General features: G+C 74.3%; 19 protein-coding genes. 6 read left to right on the forward strand and 13 right to left on the reverse strand.

Going from position 1 to position 21,975, the window contains the following annotated elements:
- Positions 1-2 precede the first annotated feature (2 nt).
- The gene (locus tag DER29_RS19245; protein WP_370040169.1) at positions 3-959 is read left to right on the forward strand and encodes an ROK family protein; all 957 of its coding nucleotides are present in this window, start codon (positions 3-5) and stop codon (positions 957-959) included.
- Positions 956-1,651: an N-acetylmannosamine-6-phosphate 2-epimerase gene (locus DER29_RS19250; RefSeq protein WP_121398592.1), complete on the forward strand. Its 696-nt coding sequence runs from the start codon at positions 956-958 to the stop codon at positions 1,649-1,651. Before DER29_RS19245 ends, DER29_RS19250 begins: the two co-directional genes overlap by 4 nt.
- A gap of 78 nt (positions 1,652-1,729) precedes the next feature.
- Here DER29_RS19250 and DER29_RS19255 read toward each other — a convergent pair whose 3' ends face one another.
- Positions 1,730-2,119 carry a nuclear transport factor 2 family protein gene (locus tag DER29_RS19255; protein ID WP_121398593.1) on the reverse strand — a complete coding sequence of 130 codons (390 nt, stop codon included), beginning with the start codon at positions 2,117-2,119 and terminating at the stop codon, positions 1,730-1,732.
- Positions 2,120-2,154: 35 nt separating this feature from the next.
- Here DER29_RS19255 and DER29_RS19260 point away from each other — a divergent pair, with 35 nt between their 5' ends.
- Positions 2,155-2,967 (forward strand): helix-turn-helix domain-containing protein, encoded by an 813-nt coding sequence (locus DER29_RS19260; RefSeq protein ID WP_305036127.1) that lies wholly within the window; start codon positions 2,155-2,157, stop codon positions 2,965-2,967.
- 72 nt (positions 2,968-3,039) lie between these two features.
- Here DER29_RS19260 and DER29_RS19265 read toward each other — a convergent pair whose 3' ends face one another.
- From DER29_RS19265 to htpG, 12 genes are all read right to left on the reverse strand, one after another.
- Positions 3,040-3,972 (reverse strand): diacylglycerol kinase family protein, encoded by a 933-nt coding sequence (locus DER29_RS19265; RefSeq protein ID WP_121398594.1) that lies wholly within the window; start codon positions 3,970-3,972, stop codon positions 3,040-3,042.
- Positions 3,973-4,050: 78 nt separating this feature from the next.
- Complete coding sequence (locus DER29_RS19270; RefSeq protein ID WP_121398595.1) at positions 4,051-4,860, reverse strand: methyltransferase domain-containing protein; 810 nt, start codon at positions 4,858-4,860, stop codon at positions 4,051-4,053.
- On the reverse strand, positions 4,841-5,665 hold the full coding sequence (locus DER29_RS19275) for an ABC transporter ATP-binding protein (protein ID WP_121398596.1): 825 nt from the start codon (positions 5,663-5,665) through the stop codon (positions 4,841-4,843). Before DER29_RS19275 ends, DER29_RS19270 begins: the two co-directional genes overlap by 20 nt.
- A complete protein-coding gene (locus tag DER29_RS19280; protein WP_121398597.1) occupies positions 5,665-6,408 on the reverse strand; it encodes an ABC transporter ATP-binding protein in 744 nt (247 codons plus the stop codon). Before DER29_RS19280 ends, DER29_RS19275 begins: the two co-directional genes overlap by 1 nt.
- Positions 6,405-7,418 (reverse strand): branched-chain amino acid ABC transporter permease, encoded by a 1,014-nt coding sequence (locus DER29_RS34660; RefSeq protein WP_199729360.1) that lies wholly within the window; start codon positions 7,416-7,418, stop codon positions 6,405-6,407. The genes DER29_RS19280 and DER29_RS34660 overlap by 4 nt, the downstream gene beginning before the upstream one ends.
- Positions 7,415-8,308 (reverse strand): branched-chain amino acid ABC transporter permease, encoded by an 894-nt coding sequence (locus DER29_RS34665; protein ID WP_199729361.1) that lies wholly within the window; start codon positions 8,306-8,308, stop codon positions 7,415-7,417. Before DER29_RS34665 ends, DER29_RS34660 begins: the two co-directional genes overlap by 4 nt.
- Positions 8,305-9,498 carry an ABC transporter substrate-binding protein gene (locus tag DER29_RS19290; RefSeq protein WP_121398598.1) on the reverse strand — a complete coding sequence of 398 codons (1,194 nt, stop codon included), beginning with the start codon at positions 9,496-9,498 and terminating at the stop codon, positions 8,305-8,307. The genes DER29_RS34665 and DER29_RS19290 overlap by 4 nt, the downstream gene beginning before the upstream one ends.
- Before the next feature lie 46 nt (positions 9,499-9,544).
- A complete protein-coding gene (locus tag DER29_RS19295) occupies positions 9,545-9,949 on the reverse strand; it encodes a roadblock/LC7 domain-containing protein (RefSeq protein WP_121398599.1) in 405 nt (134 codons plus the stop codon).
- A gap of 17 nt (positions 9,950-9,966) precedes the next feature.
- A complete protein-coding gene (locus tag DER29_RS19300; protein ID WP_158619057.1) occupies positions 9,967-12,366 on the reverse strand; it encodes a nitrate- and nitrite sensing domain-containing protein in 2,400 nt (799 codons plus the stop codon).
- 253 nt (positions 12,367-12,619) lie between these two features.
- Complete coding sequence (locus DER29_RS35470) at positions 12,620-13,090, reverse strand: helix-turn-helix transcriptional regulator (protein WP_233599935.1); 471 nt, start codon at positions 13,088-13,090, stop codon at positions 12,620-12,622.
- 261 nt (positions 13,091-13,351) lie between these two features.
- The gene (locus DER29_RS19310; protein ID WP_158619058.1) at positions 13,352-14,623 is read right to left on the reverse strand and encodes a cytochrome P450; all 1,272 of its coding nucleotides are present in this window, start codon (positions 14,621-14,623) and stop codon (positions 13,352-13,354) included.
- Between the two features lie 622 nt (positions 14,624-15,245).
- Positions 15,246-17,159: a molecular chaperone HtpG gene (gene htpG, locus DER29_RS19315; protein ID WP_305036128.1), complete on the reverse strand. Its 1,914-nt coding sequence runs from the start codon at positions 17,157-17,159 to the stop codon at positions 15,246-15,248.
- A gap of 206 nt (positions 17,160-17,365) precedes the next feature.
- On the opposite strand from htpG, the gene DER29_RS19320 reads away from it, so the two are divergent.
- The 3 genes from DER29_RS19320 to DER29_RS19330 all read left to right on the forward strand — a co-directional run bounded on the left by DER29_RS19320 (position 17,366) and on the right by DER29_RS19330 (position 21,932).
- Positions 17,366-17,734 (forward strand): hypothetical protein, encoded by a 369-nt coding sequence (locus DER29_RS19320; protein WP_148710088.1) that lies wholly within the window; start codon positions 17,366-17,368, stop codon positions 17,732-17,734.
- Entirely contained in the window at positions 17,721-18,752 is a 1,032-nt protein-coding gene (locus DER29_RS36315) for a hypothetical protein (protein WP_121398604.1), read from the forward strand. The genes DER29_RS19320 and DER29_RS36315 overlap by 14 nt, the downstream gene beginning before the upstream one ends.
- Before the next feature lie 183 nt (positions 18,753-18,935).
- The gene (locus tag DER29_RS19330) at positions 18,936-21,932 is read left to right on the forward strand and encodes an ATP-binding protein (RefSeq protein ID WP_121398605.1); all 2,997 of its coding nucleotides are present in this window, start codon (positions 18,936-18,938) and stop codon (positions 21,930-21,932) included.
- The last annotated feature ends 43 nt before the right edge of the window (positions 21,933-21,975 follow it).

A 21,975-nucleotide genomic window follows, 5' to 3' on the forward strand; every position in this document is an offset into this window, starting at 1 on the left:
CGGTGCCGGTGCCCCTGGTGGGCCTCGACATCGGCGGCACCAAGACGGCGGCGGCGCTGGTCGGACCCGACGGGGCGGTGCTCGGGCGTCGCCTGGCACCCACCCCTGCCGCGTCGGGGCCGGCCGCCGTGCTGGACACCGCCGCGCGGCTCGCCCGGGAACTGCTCGACCCGGGCGGCGCCGGCCCGGTCGGCGTGGGCACCGCCGGCACGGTCGATCCGGCCACCGGCACCATCCGGTACGCCACCGACAGCCTGCCCGGCTGGTCCGGCACGCCGGTCGCCGACGAGTTGGCCGAGCGGCTGGCCCGACCGGTCCGGGTCACCAACGACGTGAACGCCGCCGCGCTCGGCGAGAGCTGGGTCGGCGCGGGCCGGGACCGGCGGGACCTGCTGCTGGTCGCGGTCGGCACGGGCCTGGGCGGCGCGATGCTCCAGCACGGCCGGATCGCCACGGGCGCCCGGGGCGGGGCCGGCGAGGTCGGGCACCTCCCGGCTCCCGGCGCCGAGCGGTTGCGCTGCGGATGCGGCCGGTACGGGCACCTGGAGGGCGTCGCCTCGGGCACGGGACTGTCCGCCGCGTACGCCCTCGGGACCGGCCTGCGGATCACCGGACGGGCCGTGGCCGACCGGGCGGCGGCCGGCGAACCGACCGCCCGGGAGGTGGTGGACCGTGCCGCCACGGCCCTCGGCCGGGCGCTCGCGGGGCTGGTCGCCCTGCTCGACCCGCAGGCGGTGGTGCTCGCGGGCGGGGCGGCCGACGCCCTGCTCCCCGGCGCCCGCGCCGCCTTCACCGCCGAACTGCCCGCGGCCTGGGCGGACGTGCCCCTGCTCGCCGCGGCGCTCGGCGCCGACGCGGTCGTCGTGGGCGCCGCCCGGCTGGCGGGCCACCACCCGGGCCACGGCCGGCTGGTGGGCGACAGCCCCGCCGTGGTCACCGACGAGAGGACGAGAGCGTGAACGTGTTCGACGAGCTGGCCGGCGGCCTCGTGGTCTCCTGCCAGCCGGTGCTCGACGATCCCGACGACCCGATGCGCGACCCGTACGTCCAGGCCCGGGTGGCCGCGGCGGTGGTACGGGGCGGCGCGGTGGCCGTCCGGGCCAACGGCACCGCCGACGTCCGCGCGATCCGCGCCGCCGTCGACGTGCCGGTCATCGGGTTGCACAAGCAGGGCGTCGACGGGGTGTTCATCACCCCCACGGCGGCGCACGCGCTCGACGTCGCCGCTGCCGGCGCGCACATCGTCGCCGTCGACGCCACCGACCGTCCCCGCCCGGACGGGCGCAGCTTCGCCGACACCGTCCGGGCGGTCCGGGAACGGACCGACGCGCTGATCCTCGCCGACGTCTCCACCCTCGAGGAGGGCGTGGCCGCCGTGCGGGACGGTGCGGACGCCGTCGCGACCACCCTCTCCGGCTACACCCCGGCCAGCCCGCCGACCGACGGACCGGACCTGACGCTGCTGGCCCGGCTCGCCGGCGTGCTGTCCGTGCCGGTGATCGCCGAGGGCCGCTACCGCAGCGCCGAGCAGATCGGGCAGGCGTTCGCGGCGGGCGCCCACTCGGTGGTGATGGGCAACGCGGTCACCTCGCCGCTGTGGATCACCCGTCGCCTGGTGCCGGCCACCCCGGCGGGGGCCCGGCTCATCTGACGCCACCGGAGCGGGCTCAGGTTCCAGCGGTCCTCACAACAGACACACCTGATCAGGAGTTGTCGGGACCATCCCCGGTCAACGATGAGCAGACTCCCACCACCGCCCATTGGCGGCGGCGTGGGCCACCGGTTCGATGATCTCCCATGCCTCCGCGATGAACCCGTCGGCGATACGCAAGACGTCGACGACCACGATCTCCGGTCCCGCGTCGGGTAGCCCGCGTCGCGAGTGCACCACGACGTGATCGCCGTCGGCCAGCAGGTGAAGGATTTCGACCCGCATGCCGGCGGTCGGGCCCAGCGCGGCGCGGACGGCGGCGAGCCATTCCGCCTTGGTCGAGGTTGTCGAATCCGGCCGGTGGTGGATGAACTCGTCGCTGAGGAACGAGGCGAGCGTATCGACGTCGCCCGTCTCGACCAGCCCCGCCAGCGCATGTTGGACGATGCCCTTGTTCTCCTTGGTCATGGGATCAAGTGTTTGCCCGGCCCGTTCGGTTGTCGATGAACTCGCACTTCATGGCGCCCGGCGCGACGATGAGTACGCTCATGATCGTGTCTACGGTCGGGGAACTCCTGCGGCAGTGGCGGCGGCGCCGGGGACTCAGCCAACTCCACCTGGCGATCGCCGCGGATGTCTCGGCTCGTCACGTCAGCCTGGTCGAGACCGGCAAGTCCAGGCCGAGCGCGGACATGATCCTCCGGCTTGCCGATCAGCTCCATGTGCCGCTGCGTGATCGCAATCGGCTGTTGCTCGCCGCCGGCTTCGCCCCCCGGTACGCGGAGCGCCCGCTCGACGGCACCGCTCTGTCGGCTGCCCTCGAAGCGGTCCGCAGGGTGCTCCAGGCGCATGAGCCGTATCCGGCGCTGGTCTTCGACCGCCGGTGGAACATCGTGATGACCAACCGCGCGGTCGACCCGTTCTTCGCGCAGGTCGCTCCCGATCTGTTGCGGCCACCGGTGAACCTCGTTCGCCTGGGCCTGGACCCGCGCGGGCTCGCTCCCCTGGTCGTCAACCTGGCAGACGTGCGTGCGGTGTTCCGCAACCGGATCTCGCGCCAGCTCGCCACCGCTCCCGACGCGGAACTCACCGCACTCTACGACGAACTGCTGAACCCTCTGCCCGAAGAACCGACGGGCCAGCGGGTCGACGGCGACGTGGTGATCCCGATGATCCTCCGGATCGGCGGACGAGAGCTGCGGCTGTTCTCGACCATCACCACCTTCGGCACTCCGATGGACATCACGATCGACGAAATCGCGATCGAGTCCTACTACCCGGCAGACCCGCAGAGCGCCGCCTACTTCACGGGGTAGCGCACTGTCATGCCGTCCGACGTGCGCACTGGCGGCTCGGACAGCGCCCGCCTCTGACGATCCGCACCGCGATCAGGAGACGGGTTCGGGGCAGCAGACCGTCAACGCGCCGGGCACCACCCGCACCTTGAGCCTGGTGACCTCCCCGCGCGCACCGCCGTCCAGCTCACACGTGCGCGGCGCGGCGAGCCGGACCTTGATCCTGCGGCCCCGGGTGATCCGCACGAACGGCGACTCCTCCGAGCGGCCGGCCGCCATCCGGCCGAGGGTGCGCGCCCAGTCCACCGCGCCGTCGGCGGTGGACACGCCGACTTCCAGGCAGCCGTCGTCGGGGCGGGCGTCGTCGAACGCCGGGATGCCACCGGTGATCGTGCCGACGTTGCCGAACAGCACGCAGCTCGCGTCGCCGTCGAACCAGTCCGCGCCGTCGACCGTGATCCGCGTGCGGACCAGTTCGCCGCGGACGTGCCGCAGCCCCGTCCACATGTAGGCCAGGCGCCCGAGCTTGCCCTTGAGCGTGCGGTCCGCCTCGCGGATCAGGTCGCCGTCGAAGCCGGCACCGGCCATCACGGCGAAGTGCTCGCCGTTGATCCTGCCCAGGTCGAGGGCGCGGCGCCGGCCGTGCAGGCCGATGCGGACGGCCTCGGGAAGGTCCTCCGGGACGCCCAGGTTGGCGGCGAAGAGGTTGGCGGTGCCGGCGGGCATGATCGCCATCGGGATGCCGGAGCCGGCGAGGGTGTCGGCGCAGCGCTGCACCATGCCGTCGCCGCCCCACACGAAGACCAGCTCGGCACCCTTCTTCAGCGCCTTACGGACCTTCTTCGGCGCCCTGCGGCTCTTCGGCACCTCGTACCAGACGAGGTCCTCGACGCCCGCGTCCGCCAGCTCCGCGCGCAGTTCGTCGAGGCCGCCGCCGAGGGTCTTCCTCCGGTGGGCGACGACCGCGACCGTGCCCACCCGGACGGCGGTCGCCGGCTCGTCGCCCACCACGCTGCTCGTGCTCATGACCGCCGGGAATACCCGACCCGCGGGTTCCCACGCCCCGAGGGCCGGTCGGTGCGGTCTGCGGCGAGGCGGTCGGCCTCACCGTCGGGCCGGACGCCGCCCCCGGGTCGACACGAACTGGTACGACATCACGACGAACCCGGGATCGCGCAGGAGCCGGCGGAACGCCTCCAACTGCCCCGGGGACACCCCCGCCTCGATCAGCTCCGGCTCCAGCTGCCGGGAGTTCGTCTCGTAGAGCGAGGCGCCGAGCGAGCCGCCGGGCCAGCTCTGCGAGTGGGTGACCGTGTCGACCTCGACCAGTCCCGCCGACGCGAGGTGCCCGTGCACGTCCTGCGCCCAGGCCAGGTCCGCGCCGTTGCTCTGCAGGACGCCGAGCATCGCGTCCGTCACGTGGGCGAAGAGCTTCGCCGCGTCGTCGCTCGGCGCGGTCAGCACGCGCAGCGGGGCGGTGCAGTCGAACTCCTCGACCACCAGCCACCCGCCCGGGGCCAGCGCGCCGGTCAGCGAGGCCAGCACGCGCCGCCGCTCCGGCAGGTGGAGCAGCACCAGCCGGGCGTGGATGAGGTCGAAGGCGTCGCCGGGCGGCGGCTCGCTGCGCACGTCGTGCCGACGGACGTCGAGATTGGCCGCGGGGGCGAGGCGCGCGACGTCGATGTCGGTCGCCAGCACGCGCCCCGCCGGGCCGACCGCCTCGGCCATGCTCCGGGCGACCGAGCCCCCGCCGGCGCCGATCTCCCAGCACACCGCGCCCGGGGCGAGCACCGGGGCGCCGATCCGGGCCGCCGTGATCGGATCCAGGAAGGACTCCAGCGCCCGCAGCTGGGGCACCGCCTCCGGGGAACCGTTGTCGAAGGTGTACTCGGTGTCACGGATGTCTGTCGGCATCGTCGCTCATCCCTGTGGAAGGTGATCGGGTCAGGTGCGCGGGATCGGCCCGGAGGCCGGGCACCGGTCGGGGAGCCGGCAGCTCCGCGACGGCGGCGACGCTGAGCATCGCCGCCAGCCGGCCCGGTTCGGCCCGGGCCTCGTCCGCCGGGCGGTCGTAGACCACCCGGCCGTACTCGAGCACCGCGATCCGGTCCGCGATCTCGACGGCGTGCTGGAGCTGCTGCTCGACGAGGAGCACGGCCAGCCCGGTGCCGGCGAGGGTGCCGACGAGGTCGCGTACCCGGGCGGCCAGGCCGAGGGCGAGCCCTTCGCACGGCTCGTCGAGCAGCAGCACCCTGGGCTGGCCGAGCAGGGCCCGGGCGATCGCCAGCATCTGCTGCTCGCCGCCGGAGAGCTGGTCGCCGCGGTGGCGCAGCCGAGCCGCCAGCCGGGGCAGCAGCTCCAGGATCCGCGCGACGGTCCACCCCTCGCCGCCGGGTGTCGCCGCGCGCCACGGCACCGCCGCCAGGGCGAGGTGCTCGGCCACGGTCAACCGGGAGAAGACCCGCCGGCCCTGCGGGACGAGACCGACCCCGCACCGGGCGATCCGGTGCGGCTGCCGGCCGGCGACCGGCACGCCGTCGACCTCGATCCGCCCCCCGGAGGGCCGCACGAGCCCGGCGACGGCGTGCACGAGGGTGCTCTTGCCGGCCCCGTTGCGGCCCACCACCGCCTGCACGGTGCCGGCCGCCACGTCGAGGGTGACCTCGTGCAGCACGATCCCGCCGGCGTAGCCGGCGCAGAGCCGCTCCGTCCGCAGCATCACGACACCCCTTCCGCGTAGGCCTGCCGGACCGGACCGGAGGCACGGATCTCGGCCGGCGTCCCGGTGGCCACCGTCCGGCCGTCCCGCAGCACGGTCACCTGGTCGCAGAGCGCGTACACCAGGTCCAGCCGGTGCTCGACCAGCAGCACCGCGACGGCGCGCGGCAGGGTCCGCAGGAACTCCACCAGCCGGCCGACCTCGACGACGGACAGGCCGGCGGCCGGCTCGTCGAGCAGCAGCAGCCGCGGGCGACCGGCCAGCGCCATGGCGATCTCGAGTTGCCGGCGCTGTCCGTGGGCGAGCTGACCGGCGGGAGTCGCGCCGAGCTCGCGCAGGCCCATCCGCTCCAACCACGCGCCCGCCGTACGCTCGGCGGCGCACCGCCGCGCGCCCGGCCGCCACCGGCCGGGCCGCACCGCGTGGGGCAGCGCGGCGACCACCACGTTCTCGGTGGCGGTCAGGGTCGACCAGACGGCGGGACGCTGGTGGATCCGGCCGATGCCCCGCCGGGCCCGGGCGGCCGGGCCGAGCCGGGTGACGTCCCGGCCGGCGAGGAGCACCCGGCCGCCGCCCGCCGGGGTCGCCCCGCCGAGCACGTCGAGCAACGTGCTCTTGCCGGCGCCGTTGGGCCCGATCAGGGCGTGCCGCTGCCCGTGGTCGATCCGCAGGTCGACCCCGTCCAGCGCGACCAGCGACCCGTAGCGGACCGTGACGCCCCGGGCGGACAGCAGCGGCGTCATGCGCGTGCCCCCGTCGGCGCCGGCCGCTCCGCACCAGGAGGCTCCGCCGGCAGTCCCGGCAGCAGCCGGCCCCGCACGCCCGCCGGCCGGCGTCCGTCGCCGGGCAGCAGGTAGACGGTGGCGACGAACGCCACCCCCAGCACCAGGGGCGCGTGCCCGGGGAGCACGCCGAACAGCCAGTCCCGGGCGGCGATCACGATCGCGGTGCCGACCAGGGCGCCACCCACGGACGCGACGCCGCCGACCACCACCCCGAGCAGCAGGAGGGCGGAGGTGTCGAAGCCGAAGTCGGCCGGCGAGACGAATTGTTGCGCGACCACCAGCAGCGAGCCCGCGGCGCCCGCGACCGCCCCCGCGGCCACGTGCACGGCCGCCACGTGGGCCGACACCCGGTGGCCGCTGGCCCGCAGCCGCGCCTCGTCGTCGCGGCCGGCCCGCAGCAGCAGGCCGACCCGGGTGCGCAGGATCAGCAGCACCGCGCCGACCAGTACGGCGACGACCGCCAGGGCGTACAGGTAGCGCGCCCGGTCGGTGGCCAGCACCGGCAGCCCCCACAGGGGACGCACCGGCGGAACCCCGGCGAGCCCGTCGGTGCCGCCGGTCACCGAACGCCACCGCCCCACGACGGTCACCACCAGCTCGCCGATCGCCAGGGTGATCATCAGGACGATCACACCGCGGGCGTACACCACGAGCGGGACGGTCGCCGCCGCCAGCGCCGCCCCGGCCGCCGCCGCGACGACCAGGTGCACCACCGCCACGTCGGAGAGCCGGCTGCCGACGACCGCGCTGGCGTACGCGCCCGCCGCGTAGGGCGCGGTCTGCCCCAGGGTGGGCAGCCCCGCGACGCCGGTGAGCAGGGCGACGCTCACCCCCACCAGGCCCAGCGCGAGGGTACGGGCCAGCAGGGCCACGGTGTAGTCGTCGACCGCCCACGGCGCCAGCACCAGGCCGGCCAGGACGAGGACGGCGACACCGCGCCGCAGCGCGCGTACCGCCTCGTCCCTCACGTCGCCCTCCGGGCCGTGGCCAGGCTCCGTGCCCGCACCGCGAGGACGGCGGCCATGGCGGCGAAGAGCAGGAACGGGGCGGCCGACGGGGCGAGCGCCACCCCGAGGGTCTGGATCTGCCCGACCGCCAGGGCCGCGAGCAGCGTGCCGGTCATCGACCCGAGCCCGCCGAGGACGACGACCACCAGCGACAGCAGCAGCACCGCGTCGGCGGTGTCCGGCCCGGGACCGATGATCGGCGCGCCGAGCACGCCCGCGGCGCCGGCCAGCGCCCCGGCGACGGCGAGCACGCCGACGCGGATCCACGCCGGGTTCACGCCGAGCACGGCGACCATCTCGGCGTCGTCGACGGCCGCGCGGACCAGCATCCCGGCCCGGGTGCGGCGCACCGCGACGTGGAGCAGGCCGGCGAGCACGGCGGCGACGACGATGAAGACCAGCCGGTACGCCGCGTAACGGTGCCCGGCCACGACCACCGACCCGTCCACCGCCGCCGGCACGCGCACCGGCGGGTCGTCCGGCCCGAACGCCCCCACGAGCAGGCTGCCCCCGGCCAGCGCCACCCCGAAGGTCAGCAGCGCCTGGGTGAGATGACTGCGCGCGGCGACCCGGGTGAGCAGGCCGGCGACCAGCGCGCCGGCCGCGGTGGCGGCGACGGTCCCGACGGCCAGCGCCAGCACCAGGCTCGGCCAGCCGCCGTCCAGCAGCGCGGCGGCGGTGTACCCGCCGATCGCGTACAGGGTGCCGTGCGCCAGGTTCAGGATGCCGGCGACGCCGAAGCAGAGCACCAGTCCCGCCGCGGCGACGAAGACCAGCAGCCCGTAGGCCACCCCGTCCAGGGCCGGGACCAGGTACGGGTCGATCCGGATGCCGCCCGCCACGGCGCTCACCCGCCGATGGTGGCGAGGTCACCCACGACGGTGTTGGACAGCGCCCGGCCGTCCTGGCGCACCTGGCGCAGGTACCACTTCTGCACCGGCGCGTGCGTGCTCGGCGAGAACTGCCAGGTGCCGCGCGGGCTGGCGATCTGGCCCAGCTGGCCGATCGCCGCGTTGATGCTCTCCGGGGTCGGGTCGTCCCCGGCCGCCGCGATGGCCCGGTCCAGCACGGCCGCGGCGTCGTAGGAGGCCATGGCGTACGTGGTCGGGGAGCCGTCGTTCTTCGCCTTCCAGGCGGCCACGAAGGCGCGGTTCTCCGCGTTGTCCAGGTCCGGCGAGTAGTTGAGCACCGAGTAGACGTCGCGGGCGGCCTCGCCCTGGGCGTCGAGCACCCCGCCCTCGGTCAGGAACCCGGCGGCGTAGAGCGGCAGGTCGCTGATCTCCGACTGCGCGTACTGCTTGACGAAGTCGACGGCCGCGCTGCCCGCGTAGAACGTGTAGACGGCGTCCGCCCCGGAGGCCTTGATCCGGGCGAAGTACGGGGTGAAGTTGGTGGTCGTCGGGAACGGGGTGAAGGTGGTCTTGCCGTCGGCGTTGGCGAGCCTGCCGCCCTCCTTGACGAAGGCGTCGGTGAAGCCGCGCAGCTCGTCCCAGCCGCCCTGGTAGTCGGGGCCGATGGCGTAGACGCTGCCCTCGACGTTGTCGCGCACGTGGCGGGCGATCGCCTCGCCGGGCTCGTCGGAGAGGTACGAGGTGTGCCAGATCCGGGACACGTCCTTGAGTTCCGGGCGGCCGTTCGAGCCGACGAACGGCACCTTGGTCTCGTTGAGCAGCGGATAGACCGCGGCCACCGATCCACCGCCGACGATCCCGGTGAGCGCGACCACGCGGTCCTGCTTGAGCAGTTTCGTCGCGGCGGGCACCGCGGTCGCGGCGCCGTTGCCCTCGTCGGCGACGACGAGTTCCACCTGTCGTCCGCCGAGCTTGCCGTCGTGGGTGGCCAGGTAGAGCTCGAAGCCGGCGCGGATCTCCTTGCCGACCGCCTGGTACGTGCCGGACAGCGACGCCAGCAGGCCGATCTTGATCGATCCGGCGGCGCCGGCACCGCGCCCGCCGTCGGCACAGGCGGTCGCGGCGAACAGGACGAGGGCGAGCAGGGCCGCGGTGCGGGCACGGCTGCGCCGGGGGATGGTCAGCGACATGTCTTCTCCAGGAGGGATGGGGGTTCCGGCGTGAGGTGCCGGGGTGTCAGCGGCTGCGGCTGAGTGCCGCCCGCGCCGCCGGGGTCAGCGCGTCGCCGATGCGGTTCGCCAGCTCGGTCATCTCGTAGGAGACCTTGCCGACGTCGCACTGCGGGTCGGCGAGCACGAGCAGGGACGCGCCGTCGTTGAAGGCCATCGAGAACATGAAGCCGCCCTCGAGCTGGGTCACGTTGGAGATCACCGCGCCGGCGTCGAAGAAGGCCGCCGCGCCGCGCAGCAGGCTCACCAGCCCGCTGCCGGTCGCCGCCAACTGGTCCGCCCGGTCAGGCGGGAGGCCCCTGGTGGCGGCCACCATCAGGCCGTCGCTGGAGATCGCGATCGCATGGCTGACCTCGGTGGCGCGCTCGGCGAAGGCATCCAGCAGCCAGCCGAGATCCTGGTGGTCGGTCACGTGCTCTCCCTGTCGGATCAGTTGTTGATCAGGTTGGGCCGGCGGCCCGCGACGCCCCGCGCGTACGCGGCCATCGCGGTGGCCACCTGGGTCGGGTCGCGGTGCGCGGAGCGCTGCTGCGGCACGGCGACGCCGCCCGGGACGAGGTGCTGTTGCGGCTGACGCCGCGGCAGACCGGACGTGGTGGTGGCGACCACCTCGGGCGCGTCGGCCCGGGCGGCGGTCCGCCAGGCCTCGTCGGCGGGGCTGGCCCACGGCCCGCCGTTCGTGGCGTCGTCGTGGCCGGCCTGGAACCAGTGGTTGACCTGCTCGAAGATGACGAGTTCCTCGGTGGGCTCGTCACCTCGCCCGGCCGGCGTGGGTGCGGGCCGGAACACCGGCGCCACCGGCAGTGCCCGCTCGGCCGGCGGCCTGCCCGCCCACGGTTGCGCCGGGCTCCCCGCCCACGGTTCCGGGGCGGCGGTGTACGCCGGCGACGCGAGGGTGGTCCGCGCCGCGCGCCGCGACGGCCTGGTGGGCGTGAGCAGGAACTCCTCCGGGGGCAGCGGTCGGATGATCGCCCCCGGGAGCGCCGCCTCGGCGATGGTGCCGCGGCGGGGGCCCGGACGGAGCTGGACGGCCACGCCCAGCCGGGCGGCGAGCTGTCCCACGACGACCAGCCCCATCGCCCGTACGGCCGCGACGTCGATGGCGGGCGGGCGGGCCAGCAGGTCGTTGAGCTGTTGCCGGCGCTGCGGGGACAGCCCCACGCCCTCGTCGCTGACCTGGACGATCACCCGGTCGCCGAGGCTGCGGCCGGTCACCCACGCCTCGGTACCCGGCGCGGAGTAGCCGGTGGCGTTGTCCATCAGCTCGGCCAGCAGGTGCACGACCTCGTCGACGGAGTCGGCCGCGACGGCGACGTCGCCGTCGACCATGCCGAGGCGGATCCTGGCGTAGTGCTCGATCTGGCTCTGCGCGGCCTGGCACACCTGTTGCAGCGGCACGTCGTGCTGGCGTACCCGCCCGACCCCCACCCCGCCCAGCACCAGCAGGCTGGCGTTGATCCGTCCCATCCGGGTGGCGAGGTTGTCCAGCGTGTAGAGCTGGTCCAGCCGCTCGGGGTCGGTCTCGTCCCGCTCGACCTTGTCGACCTGGGCCAGCACCGCGTCGACCAGCCGCTGCTCGCGGCGACTGAGGTGGATGAAGATGTCGGCCGTGTTGGCCCGCATGACCGCCTGCTCGGCCGCGGTACGCACGGCCGCGCGGTGCACGGCCGCGAACGCCTCCCCCACCTCGCCGATCTCGTCGCCGCGAGACGGCTCCAGGGCGTCCTCGGACTGCCGGCGGGCCAGCTCGTCCGGGTCCACCGACGAGCTGTCCGGGTGCTGGAGCCGGGCCACCACCTGCGGCAGCCGTTCGAAGGCGACGGCATTCGCCGCGTCCCGCAGCCGACGTAGGCGCCGCGTGATCTGCCGAGCCACCGCCCAGGTGACCAGGGCCGTGAGCAGCAGGGCCAGCACCACGGCCGCCGCCTCCACGGCCGTGCGCCGCCGCTGGTCGGCGTGGGCGGAGCGGATGTCGTCGAGCACCGCCGCGTCGACCCGTTGACGCAGCTCGGCCAGGCGGACGGACCACTGCTGGGTCGCGGCGATCCAGGCGCCGAGGTCCAGCCGCAACCGGCTCCCCGCGCGGGTCCTGGACACCTCGTCCTGCAGCCGTTGCAGCAGCAGGGCGTCCTCGCCGCTGCCGGCCTGCTCCCACCAGCCCCGCCAGGCGGGCCGGGCGAGGGCCAGGAAGGACAGGCTGGACTCGGTGAAGCCGGACCGGGCGGCGGTGATGTCCTGCTGCATGGCGGGGGTCAGCTGGTCGGCGGCGACCGCGCGCAGGACGGCGACCTGCTGCTGGCCGGCCGCCTCGGCCGCCTTGGACAGCGCCGCCGAGGCCCGCATGCCGTCGGTGATCCGGGCGTTGACCGCGCCGAGGGTGACGCTCTCGCGGAGGCTGAGCAGGTCGGCGATCACGATCCGGTAGCTGAAGGTCATCGCCGACACCGAGGCGTGCGCCGCCGTACGCACCTGCGCGCGCAGCGGCGGCAGGCCCTCCAGCGCCAGGTCGATCCGCTGGAGCGCGGTCTGGCCGGCGGCGGGTCCGGGGGGCACCGTCGCCCGCTGCCGGCGGTAGCGGGCGACGGCGTCGTCGGTGCTCCCGGTGGCGTCGGCGAAGGCTTCCTGCTGCTCGGCCGCGCCCCGGCTGAGCAGGTCGGCGGCGACGACGCGCTCACGTTGCAGCCGGTGGGCCAGGTCGCCCGCGTCGGCGCCGAGGTGCGCCAGGAGTCCGAGGTCGCTCGCGCGGGTCGTCTGGCGGACGCTCTCGGTCAGCGCGAGCCCGGCGAATCCCATCACGGCGACCAGCGGGGCCGCCACGATGAGGCGCATCCGGGTGCCGATCTTCCAGCCGCGGCGGCCGGTCGGGTAGGGTCGGGCCGCGTGGGACCTCGTGCTCGACGCCAAGACTGACTCCCGCGACTCATCCAAGACGGCCAATGCGCACCTTGCCATTTGCACGTCTCATTCCGCCGGAACCCGCGCCCGCAGAGAAGACCTGACGGTGGTACAAACGGCCCGTACCGGCATCTGTACCCAGCGTCAGCAGCGCCGGTCCCGCCCCGCGATCCCGACCCCCGGCAGGTCAGGGGCGTCCGGACCGCTCGCCTGACGGGTGCGGCGGGAGGTCCGCCTCCGACTGTCCGCCGAGCACCTGGCCGATCAACTCCCGCAGTTCGTCGATCGCGGCCACGACCGCCTCCGGGTCGCGCGCGTCCCGCCGCGCCACCGGCGGCGCGGGGATCTGGTCGAGCCCAGCCACCGCGAACCGGGGGCCCCGGCGGCCGTCCGCCGCCAGCTGCTCCGCCGCGACCTGCGGCCACAACGCCGCCAGGCAACCGCCGGTGCCGAGCACCTCGTCGCAGCGGACGGCGAACTCGTGACTGCCGTACCGGCGACCGGACTCGACCGCGGCCACCGTCTCGCGGCTGAACCGCACCCGCTCCGCGAGCGCCCGCTGGGTCAACCCCTGACGGGTACGCCAGGTGCGCAGCTCGGAGCGGAACCGGTGGATGGCACCGGAGCGGTCGGCGCTCGACGGGGGCGTGCGATCCATGTGTTCACCTTCACGACGCCGACCGGCCGGCGTCGGCATCAATAGACATTGGGCGATGAATGGGTATTCGCAGGGGACAATTCTTAACCCATCAGCCGACGGGTGTGAAGACGTGACTTCGGAGGGTAGTCGCCCGCCGGAGGCCACCGGGCCGGGCCCACCGACCCGACGGGGCCGCGCACAGCCGGCCCAGCGCCGCACGGCACGGGCCGACGCACACCCGCCCGGGGATCAGGACCGGCGCAACCGCGAGGCGACCGGTCACCCGGCGACGGGCGCCGCCGGAGGACCGGACGGCACCGTCGCGTCGATGACCACCGGCAGGCTCCGGTGCGCGCGGAAGGCGATGTTGACCTTGTACGAACGGCGATGGCCGGGGGTCAGGCGCAGTCCGGGAACCGCCCGGCAGAGCCGGGTCAACGCCATCCTCGCCTCCAGCCGGGCCAGCGCCGCACCGATGCAGAAGTGCGGCCCGTGCCCGAACGACAGGTGCCCGTCCGCGTCGGACCGGTGCGGATCGAATTGCTCCGGACGGGCGAACACCGCCGGATCCCGATTCGCGGCGCCGATCAGCAGCAGGCAGCGCGCACCCGCCGGAATGGTGACGCCGTCCAGGGTCACGGATCGACGGGTCACCCGCAGCCAACCGTCGATGGCGGGCGCGAAGCGCAGCGTCTCGGTCAGGAACGCGGGTATCCGTCGCGGGTCCTCGCCGAGCTCCCGCCACCTGTCCGGGCTCGACAGCGCCTGGTCCAGCGCGTGGGCGAGCAGCCCGGCAGTGGTCTCGTGCCCGGCGACCAGGAGGTTGAACACGATGCTCGACACCTCGGCCACCGTGAGCACCTCGTCGTCGCCGTCGCGGTACGCCAGCAACTGGCTGACGTAGTCGTCGCCGTACCGGCCACCGCCGAGCCGGGCGCCGACCAACTGCTCGCAGTAGCACCAGAACTCCCACAGACCCCGGGCCAGCCGGACCTGTTCGGCCGGCTCCGGCCGCCCCCAGAGCAACGCGATCTGACCGTCCCCCCAGGCCCTGACCCGCCCGACGTCCTCCTCCGGTACGCCGAGGATGTCGAGCAGGACCAGCAGGGGCAGCTCGGTGGTGAACTCGCCGACGAGGTCCGCCCGCCCGTCGGGGCGGTCGACGAGCCGGGACACCAGCTCGTCGACCCGACGCTGGACGATCGCACCGTAGCGGCGCTCCACGCGTTCGGCGGTGTTGGCGAAGGTCGCCCGCAGGGCCCGGCGGGTCCGGGGGTGCACCGGGGGGTCCGCGGCGGCGGTGGTGGGCGGCGCGTCGATGCGGGCGATGAACTCCATCGCCTCGGGGCAGAGGTCGTAGATCGGAGCGAGGGTGAGGGCGTTGCCGAAGGCCTCCGCGTCACTCAGCGCGCGGCGGACGTCGGCGTGCCGGGTGATCAGCCACAGCCCCAGATCCGGGTCGTGGTGCACCCTCTCGGGCTCGTCGAGCAGCCGCCGCCACACCTGCGCCGGATCGACGAGATACGCCCCCGCGAACGGATCCAATCGCATGACCGCCTCCTGGAGTGCCATGGCCACGAACGGAATTGCCGAACGACTTCCGAGGATCCGGTTATCGCCGCACGCCTTCACGGTGCGCCCATTCCGAGAGCAAGTCAATATCAGCGTTCTTCAATGTGCCGATGTGCAATTTCCACGCCTTCGGTCAGGCGCGCACCGCGTCGTGCTGCAAGTTGCGGGGTGTTCCTTGCTCGCCGGTCGCGGCGATGAACAGGGTAGACGACGCAGCCGCCGACTTCGGGCACTCCGTCGCGCCACGGCCCCGCGTGTCCCGGGCGGCCGGGCGGAAAGGCAGTGCGACATCGGCCGATGGGGTGGCCGTGAAAGGCCGACGGGCGTCCGTACGCGTACCAGAAACAGGGCTCACGATGCGTTGCGTGAACGGCCGCCCGAATGCCGGCAGGAGTTTTCCCCGGTAGGACGCGGCGGATTCCGGAGGACGACTCGGGTCCGCGCGCCGCGACGCGGGCGCGGTGTGCTCGTCGAGCAGGACGACGCGCGGTCGGCGGCGCTCCGGCGACCGGCGACGGGCCGTCCGCGGTCCGCCGGGGCGTGGGAGCCGACCGGTCACGGGCCGGCCGGCGGCGCTCCGCCGACCGGCCCGTGCGTGGTGCTAGAGGGTACGGGCGAGGCGGTCGGCGAGCACGCGGGTGAACCGGGCCGGATCGGCCAGCTCCCCGCCCTCGGCGAGCAGCGCCAGACCGTGGAGCAGCTCGGCGGTCTCCTTCAGCGACTCCTCGGCACCGCCCTGCTCGTGTGCCTTGCGCAGGCCGTTGACCAGCGGGTGCCCGGGGTTGAGCTCCAGGATCCGCTTCACCGTCGGCACCTCGTGCCCCATCGCCCGGTACATCTTCTCCAGGGTCGGGGTGATGTCGTGGGCGTCGCCGACGACGCAGGCGGGCGAGGTGGTCAGCCGGGAGGAGAGGCGGACCTCCTTGACGGAGTCGGCGAGGGTGGCGCCCATCCAGGTGAGCAGGTCGGCGAAGTCCTTGCGCTGCTGCTCGCGCTCGGCCTCGGCCTCCTTCTTCTCCTCCTCGGTGTCCAGGTCGACCTGGCCCTTGGCGATGGAGCGCAGCGTCCTGCCGTCGTACTGGCCGACGCGCTCGATCCACACCTCGTCGACCGGGTCGGTGAGCAGCAGCACCTCGTAGCCCTTGGCGCGGAACGCCTCCATGTGCGGCGAGTTCTCGATCATGGTGCGCGAGTCGCCGGTGGCGTAGTAGATGTCGGTCTGCCCGTCCTTCATCCGGCCGACGTAGCCGGCGAGGTCGGTGGGCTCGGCCGGGTCGTGGGTGGAGGCGACCGACAGGATCTCCAGGAGGGTGTCCCGGTTCTCCGTGTCGTCGATCAGGCCCTCCTTGACGGCGGCCCCGAACTCGGTCCAGAAGGTCCGGTAGCGCTCGGCGTGGTTGGCCTTCATGTCCTTGACGGTGGACAGGATCTTCTTGACCAGCCGGCGGCGGACGACCTGGATCTGCCGGTCCTGCTGGAGGATCTCCCGGGAGATGTTCAGCGACAGGTCGTGCGCGTCCACGACGCCCTTGACGAAGCGCAGGTAGTTCGGCATGAGCGCTTCGCAGTCGTCCATGATGAAGACGCGCTTGACGTAGAGCTGCACGCCGCGGCGGCCCTGCGGGGCGAACAGGTCCAGCGGCGCGTGCGACGGGATGAACAGCAGGGCCTCGTACTCGAAGGTGCCCTCGCCCTTCATGTGCACGATGTCCAGCGGGTCGGCCCAGTCGTGGCTGACGTGCTTGTAGAACTCCTTGTACTCGGCCTCGTCGACCTCGTCGCGGGACCGGGCCCAGAGCGCCTTCATCGAGTTGAGCGTCTGGGTCTCGGTGCTGGTCTGGTCGCCCTCGCCGGGGCGCTCGACGGTCATCCGGATCGGCCAGGCGATGAAGTCCGAGTACCGCTTGACGATCTCCCGGATCGTCCACTCGGCGGTGTAGTCGTGCAGGTTGTCCTCGTCGTCGGCCGGCTTGAGGTGCAGGGTCACCGAGGTGCCCTGCGGCGCCTGTTCAACCGACTCGACGGAGTACGTGCCCTCACCGGCCGACTCCCACCGGGTGCCACCGCTCTCCCCCGCCCGGCGGGTCACCAGCTCCACCCGGTCGGCGACCATGAACGCCGCGTAGAAGCCCACGCCGAACTGGCCGATCAGCTCCTGCCGCGCCCCGGCGTCGGAGGACTCGCGCAGCTTGCGCAGCAGCTCGGCGGTCCCGGACTTGGCGATCGTGCCGATCACCTGGACCACCTCGTCGCGGGACATGCCGATGCCGTTGTCCCGCACGGTCAGCGTGCGCGCCGCCTTGTCGACCTCGATCTCGATGTGCAGGTCGGAGGTGTCGACCTCCAGCTCCTTGTCGACCATCGACGCCAGGCGCAGCTTGTCCAGCGCGTCCGAGGCGTTCGAGATCAGTTCACGCAGGAAGACGTCCTTGTTCGAATAGATCGAGTGGACCATCAGCTGGAGCAGCTGACGCGCCTCGGCCTGGAACTCCAACGTCTCGGCCCGGTTGCTCACACCGTGTCCTTTCATCCTCGAAAGCCCACCGAAGGTTCGCGGAAAGGATACGAGCCGTCGCCGACGGCGAGACGACGGGACCGCTGAGCGTCGACTGGCGTCGCGTTGCCCCCGCGCCCTACCGTCGGGGGTGGCGTCGACGTGGCCGCCGGGAGAAGCCGAGGGCTGGTGCGACCGCCGCGGCGGGCGGTCAGTACGGTAGGGATGTGTCTCTATGGATGGCCGCGATGTGGGGACTGGTCGGCAGCGCGGTGGCCGAGGCGCTGAACCTCTCCGGGATGATGCGCCCGACCAGCGAGTCCGGGGGCCGGTGGCAGTGGCCGTGGCGGGACCGGCGGGACGCCCCGATCGTCGTGTTCGCGGTGCTGCTCAGGACCGTGGCCGGCACCGGCCTCGCCGCCGCGGCCGGGGCGGGTGGCCTGGCCACCACGGCCTTCGCCAGCTTCACGTTCGGGGTCGCGGCCCCGCTGGTGATCGCCAAGATGTTCGACCAGGTACGGGTGGCGGAACGACCGGCCGACAGCGGTCGGGACGGCACGAGCGGCACGAGCGGCGAGCACGATGACGCCGCGTGATGACCTGCTGGGCAGGTTCGTCTCCGCGCTGGCCGCCCGCCCGGCCACCACCGCCACGGCCGTTCCCGTACCGGCCCGGACGAGGCTCGCCGCCGCGCTGGCCGCGCGCCCGGTCACCGCCCGCAGCACCGGCCCGCTCCCCCACTCCGACGCCGAGGACGACGGCGGCGGGAAGCTGACCCACCGGGTCAGGGCGGTGCTCGCCGGCCTCCTCGGCGTCACCACCGACCAGTTGCGCGTCGACGCCGACGGCGACGTCGGCATCCGCGCCGGCTCGGCCATGATCTTCGTACGGGCGCAGGACGACCCGCCGCTGGTCGACGTGTTCTCCCCGCTGCTCACCGGCGTCGACCCGACCGAGTCCCTGTACCGGCGGCTCTCCGACCTCACCAACGGGCTCGTGGTCGGGCGCGTCTACTGCACCGGCGACACCGTCTGGGCGTCCATCCCCGTCTTCGGGCAGGACTTCGCCCCCACCCACCTGCTGCTGGCCCTGCGGGCCATGATCGCGCTCGCCGACGACCTCGACGACCAGCTCCGGCGGGAGTTCGGCGGCAGCCGCTTCTTCGGCCCGGAGTCCGCCGGGCTGGTGGCGGTGCCCGACCCGACCGGTTACCTGCGCGACCTCGACCGGGCCGGCGCGAACGGGGCGGGCAGCGTCCTGGTCGACCTGCTGGCGGACCGAGGGCGGACGGATGAGCTGCGGATCCGCGCCGAGCACGGCGACTGGCACGCCGCCGCCCGGCTCGCCGCGCTGCTCGCCGGGGAGGGCCGCACCAACGAGGCCGAACGGTACTGGCGGATCGCCGCCGAGCAGGGTGATCCGCGCGCCCGGGACGAGCTGGCCGCCCTGCTGGCCGCCCGGGGCCGGCGCGACGAGGCAATCGATCTGCTGCGGCAGGCCGTCGACGGCGGCGACTGGCGGCACCTGCCGCTGCTGCTGACGCTGCTCACCGAAGGCGGCCTGGTCGACGAGGCGGTCGAGCTGCTGCGCCGCCGGGCGGCCGCCGAGGGCTGACCCCCGTCCGCCCCTGCGACCCGACCTGGTGGGTCGAGGTGTGGAAACGCGGAGGCCTGGGTACAGACACCCGCTGGGGTGCCGGCGGACGTGCAGCTGAAGCCGGGTGCCAGGATGTGCGGGTAACACCAGCAAGGGTCGTCGGGGCCCGGAAGTGAGGGCTGCGATGGGGTGCGACCGAGGGTGACGCGACCCACGGGGGACCTGTTCGCCGACGGTGGTGGGACCGGGCGGCTGATGGCGCGCCTGGACTGGGCCGCCACCCCACTCGGCCCGGTCGACGGCTGGCCGCAGAGCCTGCGCGCCGCCGTCCGGATGGTCCTCTCCTCCCGCTACCCGATGCTGCTGCTGTGGGGGGACCGCTTCACCCAGCTGTACAACGACGCGTACTCCGCCCTGATCGGCGACAAGCACCCCGACGCGCTCGGCGGCGACGTGCGGGTCACCCTGGCCGAGGGCTGGGACGTGCTGGCCCCCCTGATCGACGAGGCGATGGCGACCGGGGTCGCCAGCTGGGTGCCGGCCCTGCAACTGCTGCTCGACCGCGCCGGCTACCGCGAGGAGGCGTACTTCAGCGTCTCGCACGCCCCCGCCCGCGACGACGAGGGACGCACGGTGGGGGTGCTCACCGTGTGCAGCGAGGTCACCGAACAGGTCGTCGGCGAGCGCCGGCTGCGCCTGCTGCGCGATTTGTCCGTCGGCGGCGACGGGCGGACCGTCGACGTCGAGAGCACCTGCGCGCGGCTCGCCGAGGCCATCGGCGGGCACCCGCTGGACGTTCCGTTCGCCGCGATCTACCTGCGCGAGGGCGCGCTGCTGCGCCGCGCCGCTCACGTCGGCGGGCGTCCCGTGGCCGCCGCCCTGCCCGGCACGCTGCCGGCGGGCGAGGAGCACGAGTGGGGGCTGGCGGCCGCCGCTGCCGGCACGACGACCGAGGTGGCCGGCGTCGACCGGCGGCTCGCCCTGCCCGCGGGGCCGTGGGGCGACCTGGTCGGCACCGCTCTCGCCCTGCCGCTGCCGTCCGCCGAGGCGGGCCAGCCTCTCGGGGTGCTGCTGGTCGGGGTCAGCCCGAGCCGGGGGCTGGACGAGGCGTACCGGTCGTTCCACGCGCTGCTGGCCCAGCAGGTGGCCGTCGCCGTGCGCAACGCGCAGGCGTACGAGGAGGAGCGCCGGCGGGCCGAGGCGCTCGCCGAGCTGGACCGGGTCAAGACGGGCTTCTTCACCAACGTCAGCCACGAGTTCCGGACCCCGCTGACGCTGATGCTCGGCCCGCTGGCCGACGCCCTCAACGACAACGAGCATCCCCTGCCGGCGACGCAGCGGGAACGGGTCGACACCGCCTGGCGCAACGCCACCCGGCTGCTCACCCTCGTCAACAGTCTGCTCACCTTCTCCAGCCTGGAGGCCGGGCAGGCACACAGCCACGCTCGCGAGGTCGACCTGGCCGGGCTCACCACCGAGCTGGCGAGCGTCTTCCGGGCGGCCGTCGAACGCGCCGGGCTGTGCCTGGAGGTCGACTGCCCGCCGCTGCCCCGCGCGGTCGCCGTCGACCCGGTCAACTGGGAACGCATCGTCACCAACCTCCTGTCGAACGCGCTGAAGTACACCTTCGTCGGCCGGATCCGGGTCGGGCTGGCCGCCGACGACGAGGAGGTACGGCTGACCGTCGCCGACACGGGCATCGGCATCGCCGAGGAGGATCTGCCCCGGCTCTTCGAACGCTTCCACCGGGTGCAGGGCACCCGGTCGCGCAGCCACGAGGGCACCGGCATCGGGCTCGCCCTGGTCCGCGAGCTGGCCCGCCTGGAAGGCGGCGACGTGCGGGTGGAGAGCCGGATCGGGACGGGGACGACGTTCACGGTGGCGCTGCCCTGGTCCGCCGCGGGGCGGACCGCCCGGCCGGCCGCCGACGTGGACGGGGTCGGGGACGCCGCCCGGGCCGCCGTCCAGGAGGCGGTCGGCTGGCTGGCCGACCCGGCGCAGGCGGGGGCGTCCGCGCCGGCCGGGCCGCCGGTGCCGGCGTACGGTGGCGCGGACGCGCTGCGGCACGCGCGGATCCTCGTCGCCGACGACAACGCCGACATGCGCGCGTACCTGGCCCGGTTGCTGGGCGAGCAGGGCTGGCGGGTGGAGACGGTCGGTGACGGCCGGCAGGCCCTGGAGGCGATCCGCCGGGAACAGCCGGACCTGGTGCTCACCGACGTGATGATGCCCGGGATCGACGGCTTCGAGCTGGTCCGTCGGCTGCGCGGGCAGGCCGGTACCCGGACGCTGCCGGTGGTGGTGCTCTCCGCGCGCGCCGGCGGGGACGCCAGCGTGGAGGGGCTCGACCTGGGCGCCGACGACTACGTCGTCAAGCCCTTCGCCGCGGCCGAGCTGATCGCCCGGATCCGGTCCGCCCTGCACGGCGCCCGCACCCGGGGGCACCACCGGGACGAGACGGCGCCCGCCGTGGACGGCCCCGGCGGCACGCCACGCGAACCGGACGGCCTCGGCGGCACGCCACGCGACGCGGACAGCCCTGGCGGCACGACGGCCGACGCGGGCGGTCCCGGCGGGACCGCGCCCGGGTCGGCGGCCGGGGCGCGGCCGGCGACGTCGGCCGGCCCCGTCGGCGGCAGCACCCCGGACACGCAGGGTGCCCCGGCCGGGTCAGCGGCCTCCGGTGGCGGTCCCGTGGACGTGGGTGCCGGTCCGCTGAACGGCCCACCTGCCGCGCCGGGCGTCGGTGCGTCGGTCGGTCGCAACGGGGAGCACGCGCACAACGGGGCCCGGCGCCCGGCTCCCGAGCACGCGGCCGTGCTGGACACGGGCTGGACGTACCCCTCGCAGCCCACCTCCGCCGCCGCGATGCGCCGGGACGTGCGGGCCTCGCTGGAGAACCTGGACGTCGATCCGGACACCATGGCCGATCTCCTGCTGGCCGCCTCCGAGGCGGTCAACAACGCCGTCGAGCACGCCCAACGCCCCACCCGTCCCGAGGTGCGAGTACGACTGCGGGTGACCGATGGCACGGTACGGATCTCGGTGCGCGACTTCGGCACCTGGCGGGACCGTCGTCCGGCCATGGACCGGGGGCGGGGCGCCACGCTGATGAACGCGTACGGCGACGTGCGCCTGGTCTCCACCGCCGAGGGCACCACCGTCACCATCGAACGCGGCCTGCCGCCCACCACCTGACCCGCCTCCCGCACGGCGCGGCTCCACCCGCGCAGCGGCACTG

It is taken from the genome of Micromonospora sp. M71_S20, assembly GCF_003664255.1.
GTDB lineage: Bacteria > Actinomycetota > Actinomycetes > Mycobacteriales > Micromonosporaceae > Micromonospora.

Coding starts and splice junctions, on each gene's coding strand:
- DER29_RS19280 (WP_121398597.1), bottom strand. CDS start 6,408: ATGACGCCGCTGCTGTCCGCCCGGGGCGTCACGGTCCGCTACGGGTCG.
- DER29_RS19270 (WP_121398595.1), bottom strand. CDS start 4,860: ATGCCGACAGACATCCGTGACACCGAGTACACCTTCGACAACGGTTCC.
- DER29_RS19255 (WP_121398593.1), bottom strand. CDS start 2,119: ATGACCAAGGAGAACAAGGGCATCGTCCAACATGCGCTGGCGGGGCTG.
- DER29_RS36315 (WP_121398604.1), top strand. CDS start 17,721: ATGACGCCGCGTGATGACCTGCTGGGCAGGTTCGTCTCCGCGCTGGCC.
- DER29_RS19265 (WP_121398594.1), bottom strand. CDS start 3,972: ATGAGCACGAGCAGCGTGGTGGGCGACGAGCCGGCGACCGCCGTCCGG.
- DER29_RS19310 (WP_158619058.1), bottom strand. CDS start 14,623: ATGCGATTGGATCCGTTCGCGGGGGCGTATCTCGTCGATCCGGCGCAG.
- DER29_RS19275 (WP_121398596.1), bottom strand. CDS start 5,665: ATGCTGCGGACGGAGCGGCTCTGCGCCGGCTACGCCGGCGGGATCGTG.
- DER29_RS35470 (WP_233599935.1), bottom strand. CDS start 13,090: ATGGATCGCACGCCCCCGTCGAGCGCCGACCGCTCCGGTGCCATCCAC.
- DER29_RS19300 (WP_158619057.1), bottom strand. CDS start 12,366: ATGCGCCTCATCGTGGCGGCCCCGCTGGTCGCCGTGATGGGATTCGCC.
- DER29_RS19260 (WP_305036127.1), top strand. CDS start 2,155: ATGAACTCGCACTTCATGGCGCCCGGCGCGACGATGAGTACGCTCATG.
- DER29_RS19290 (WP_121398598.1), bottom strand. CDS start 9,498: ATGTCGCTGACCATCCCCCGGCGCAGCCGTGCCCGCACCGCGGCCCTG.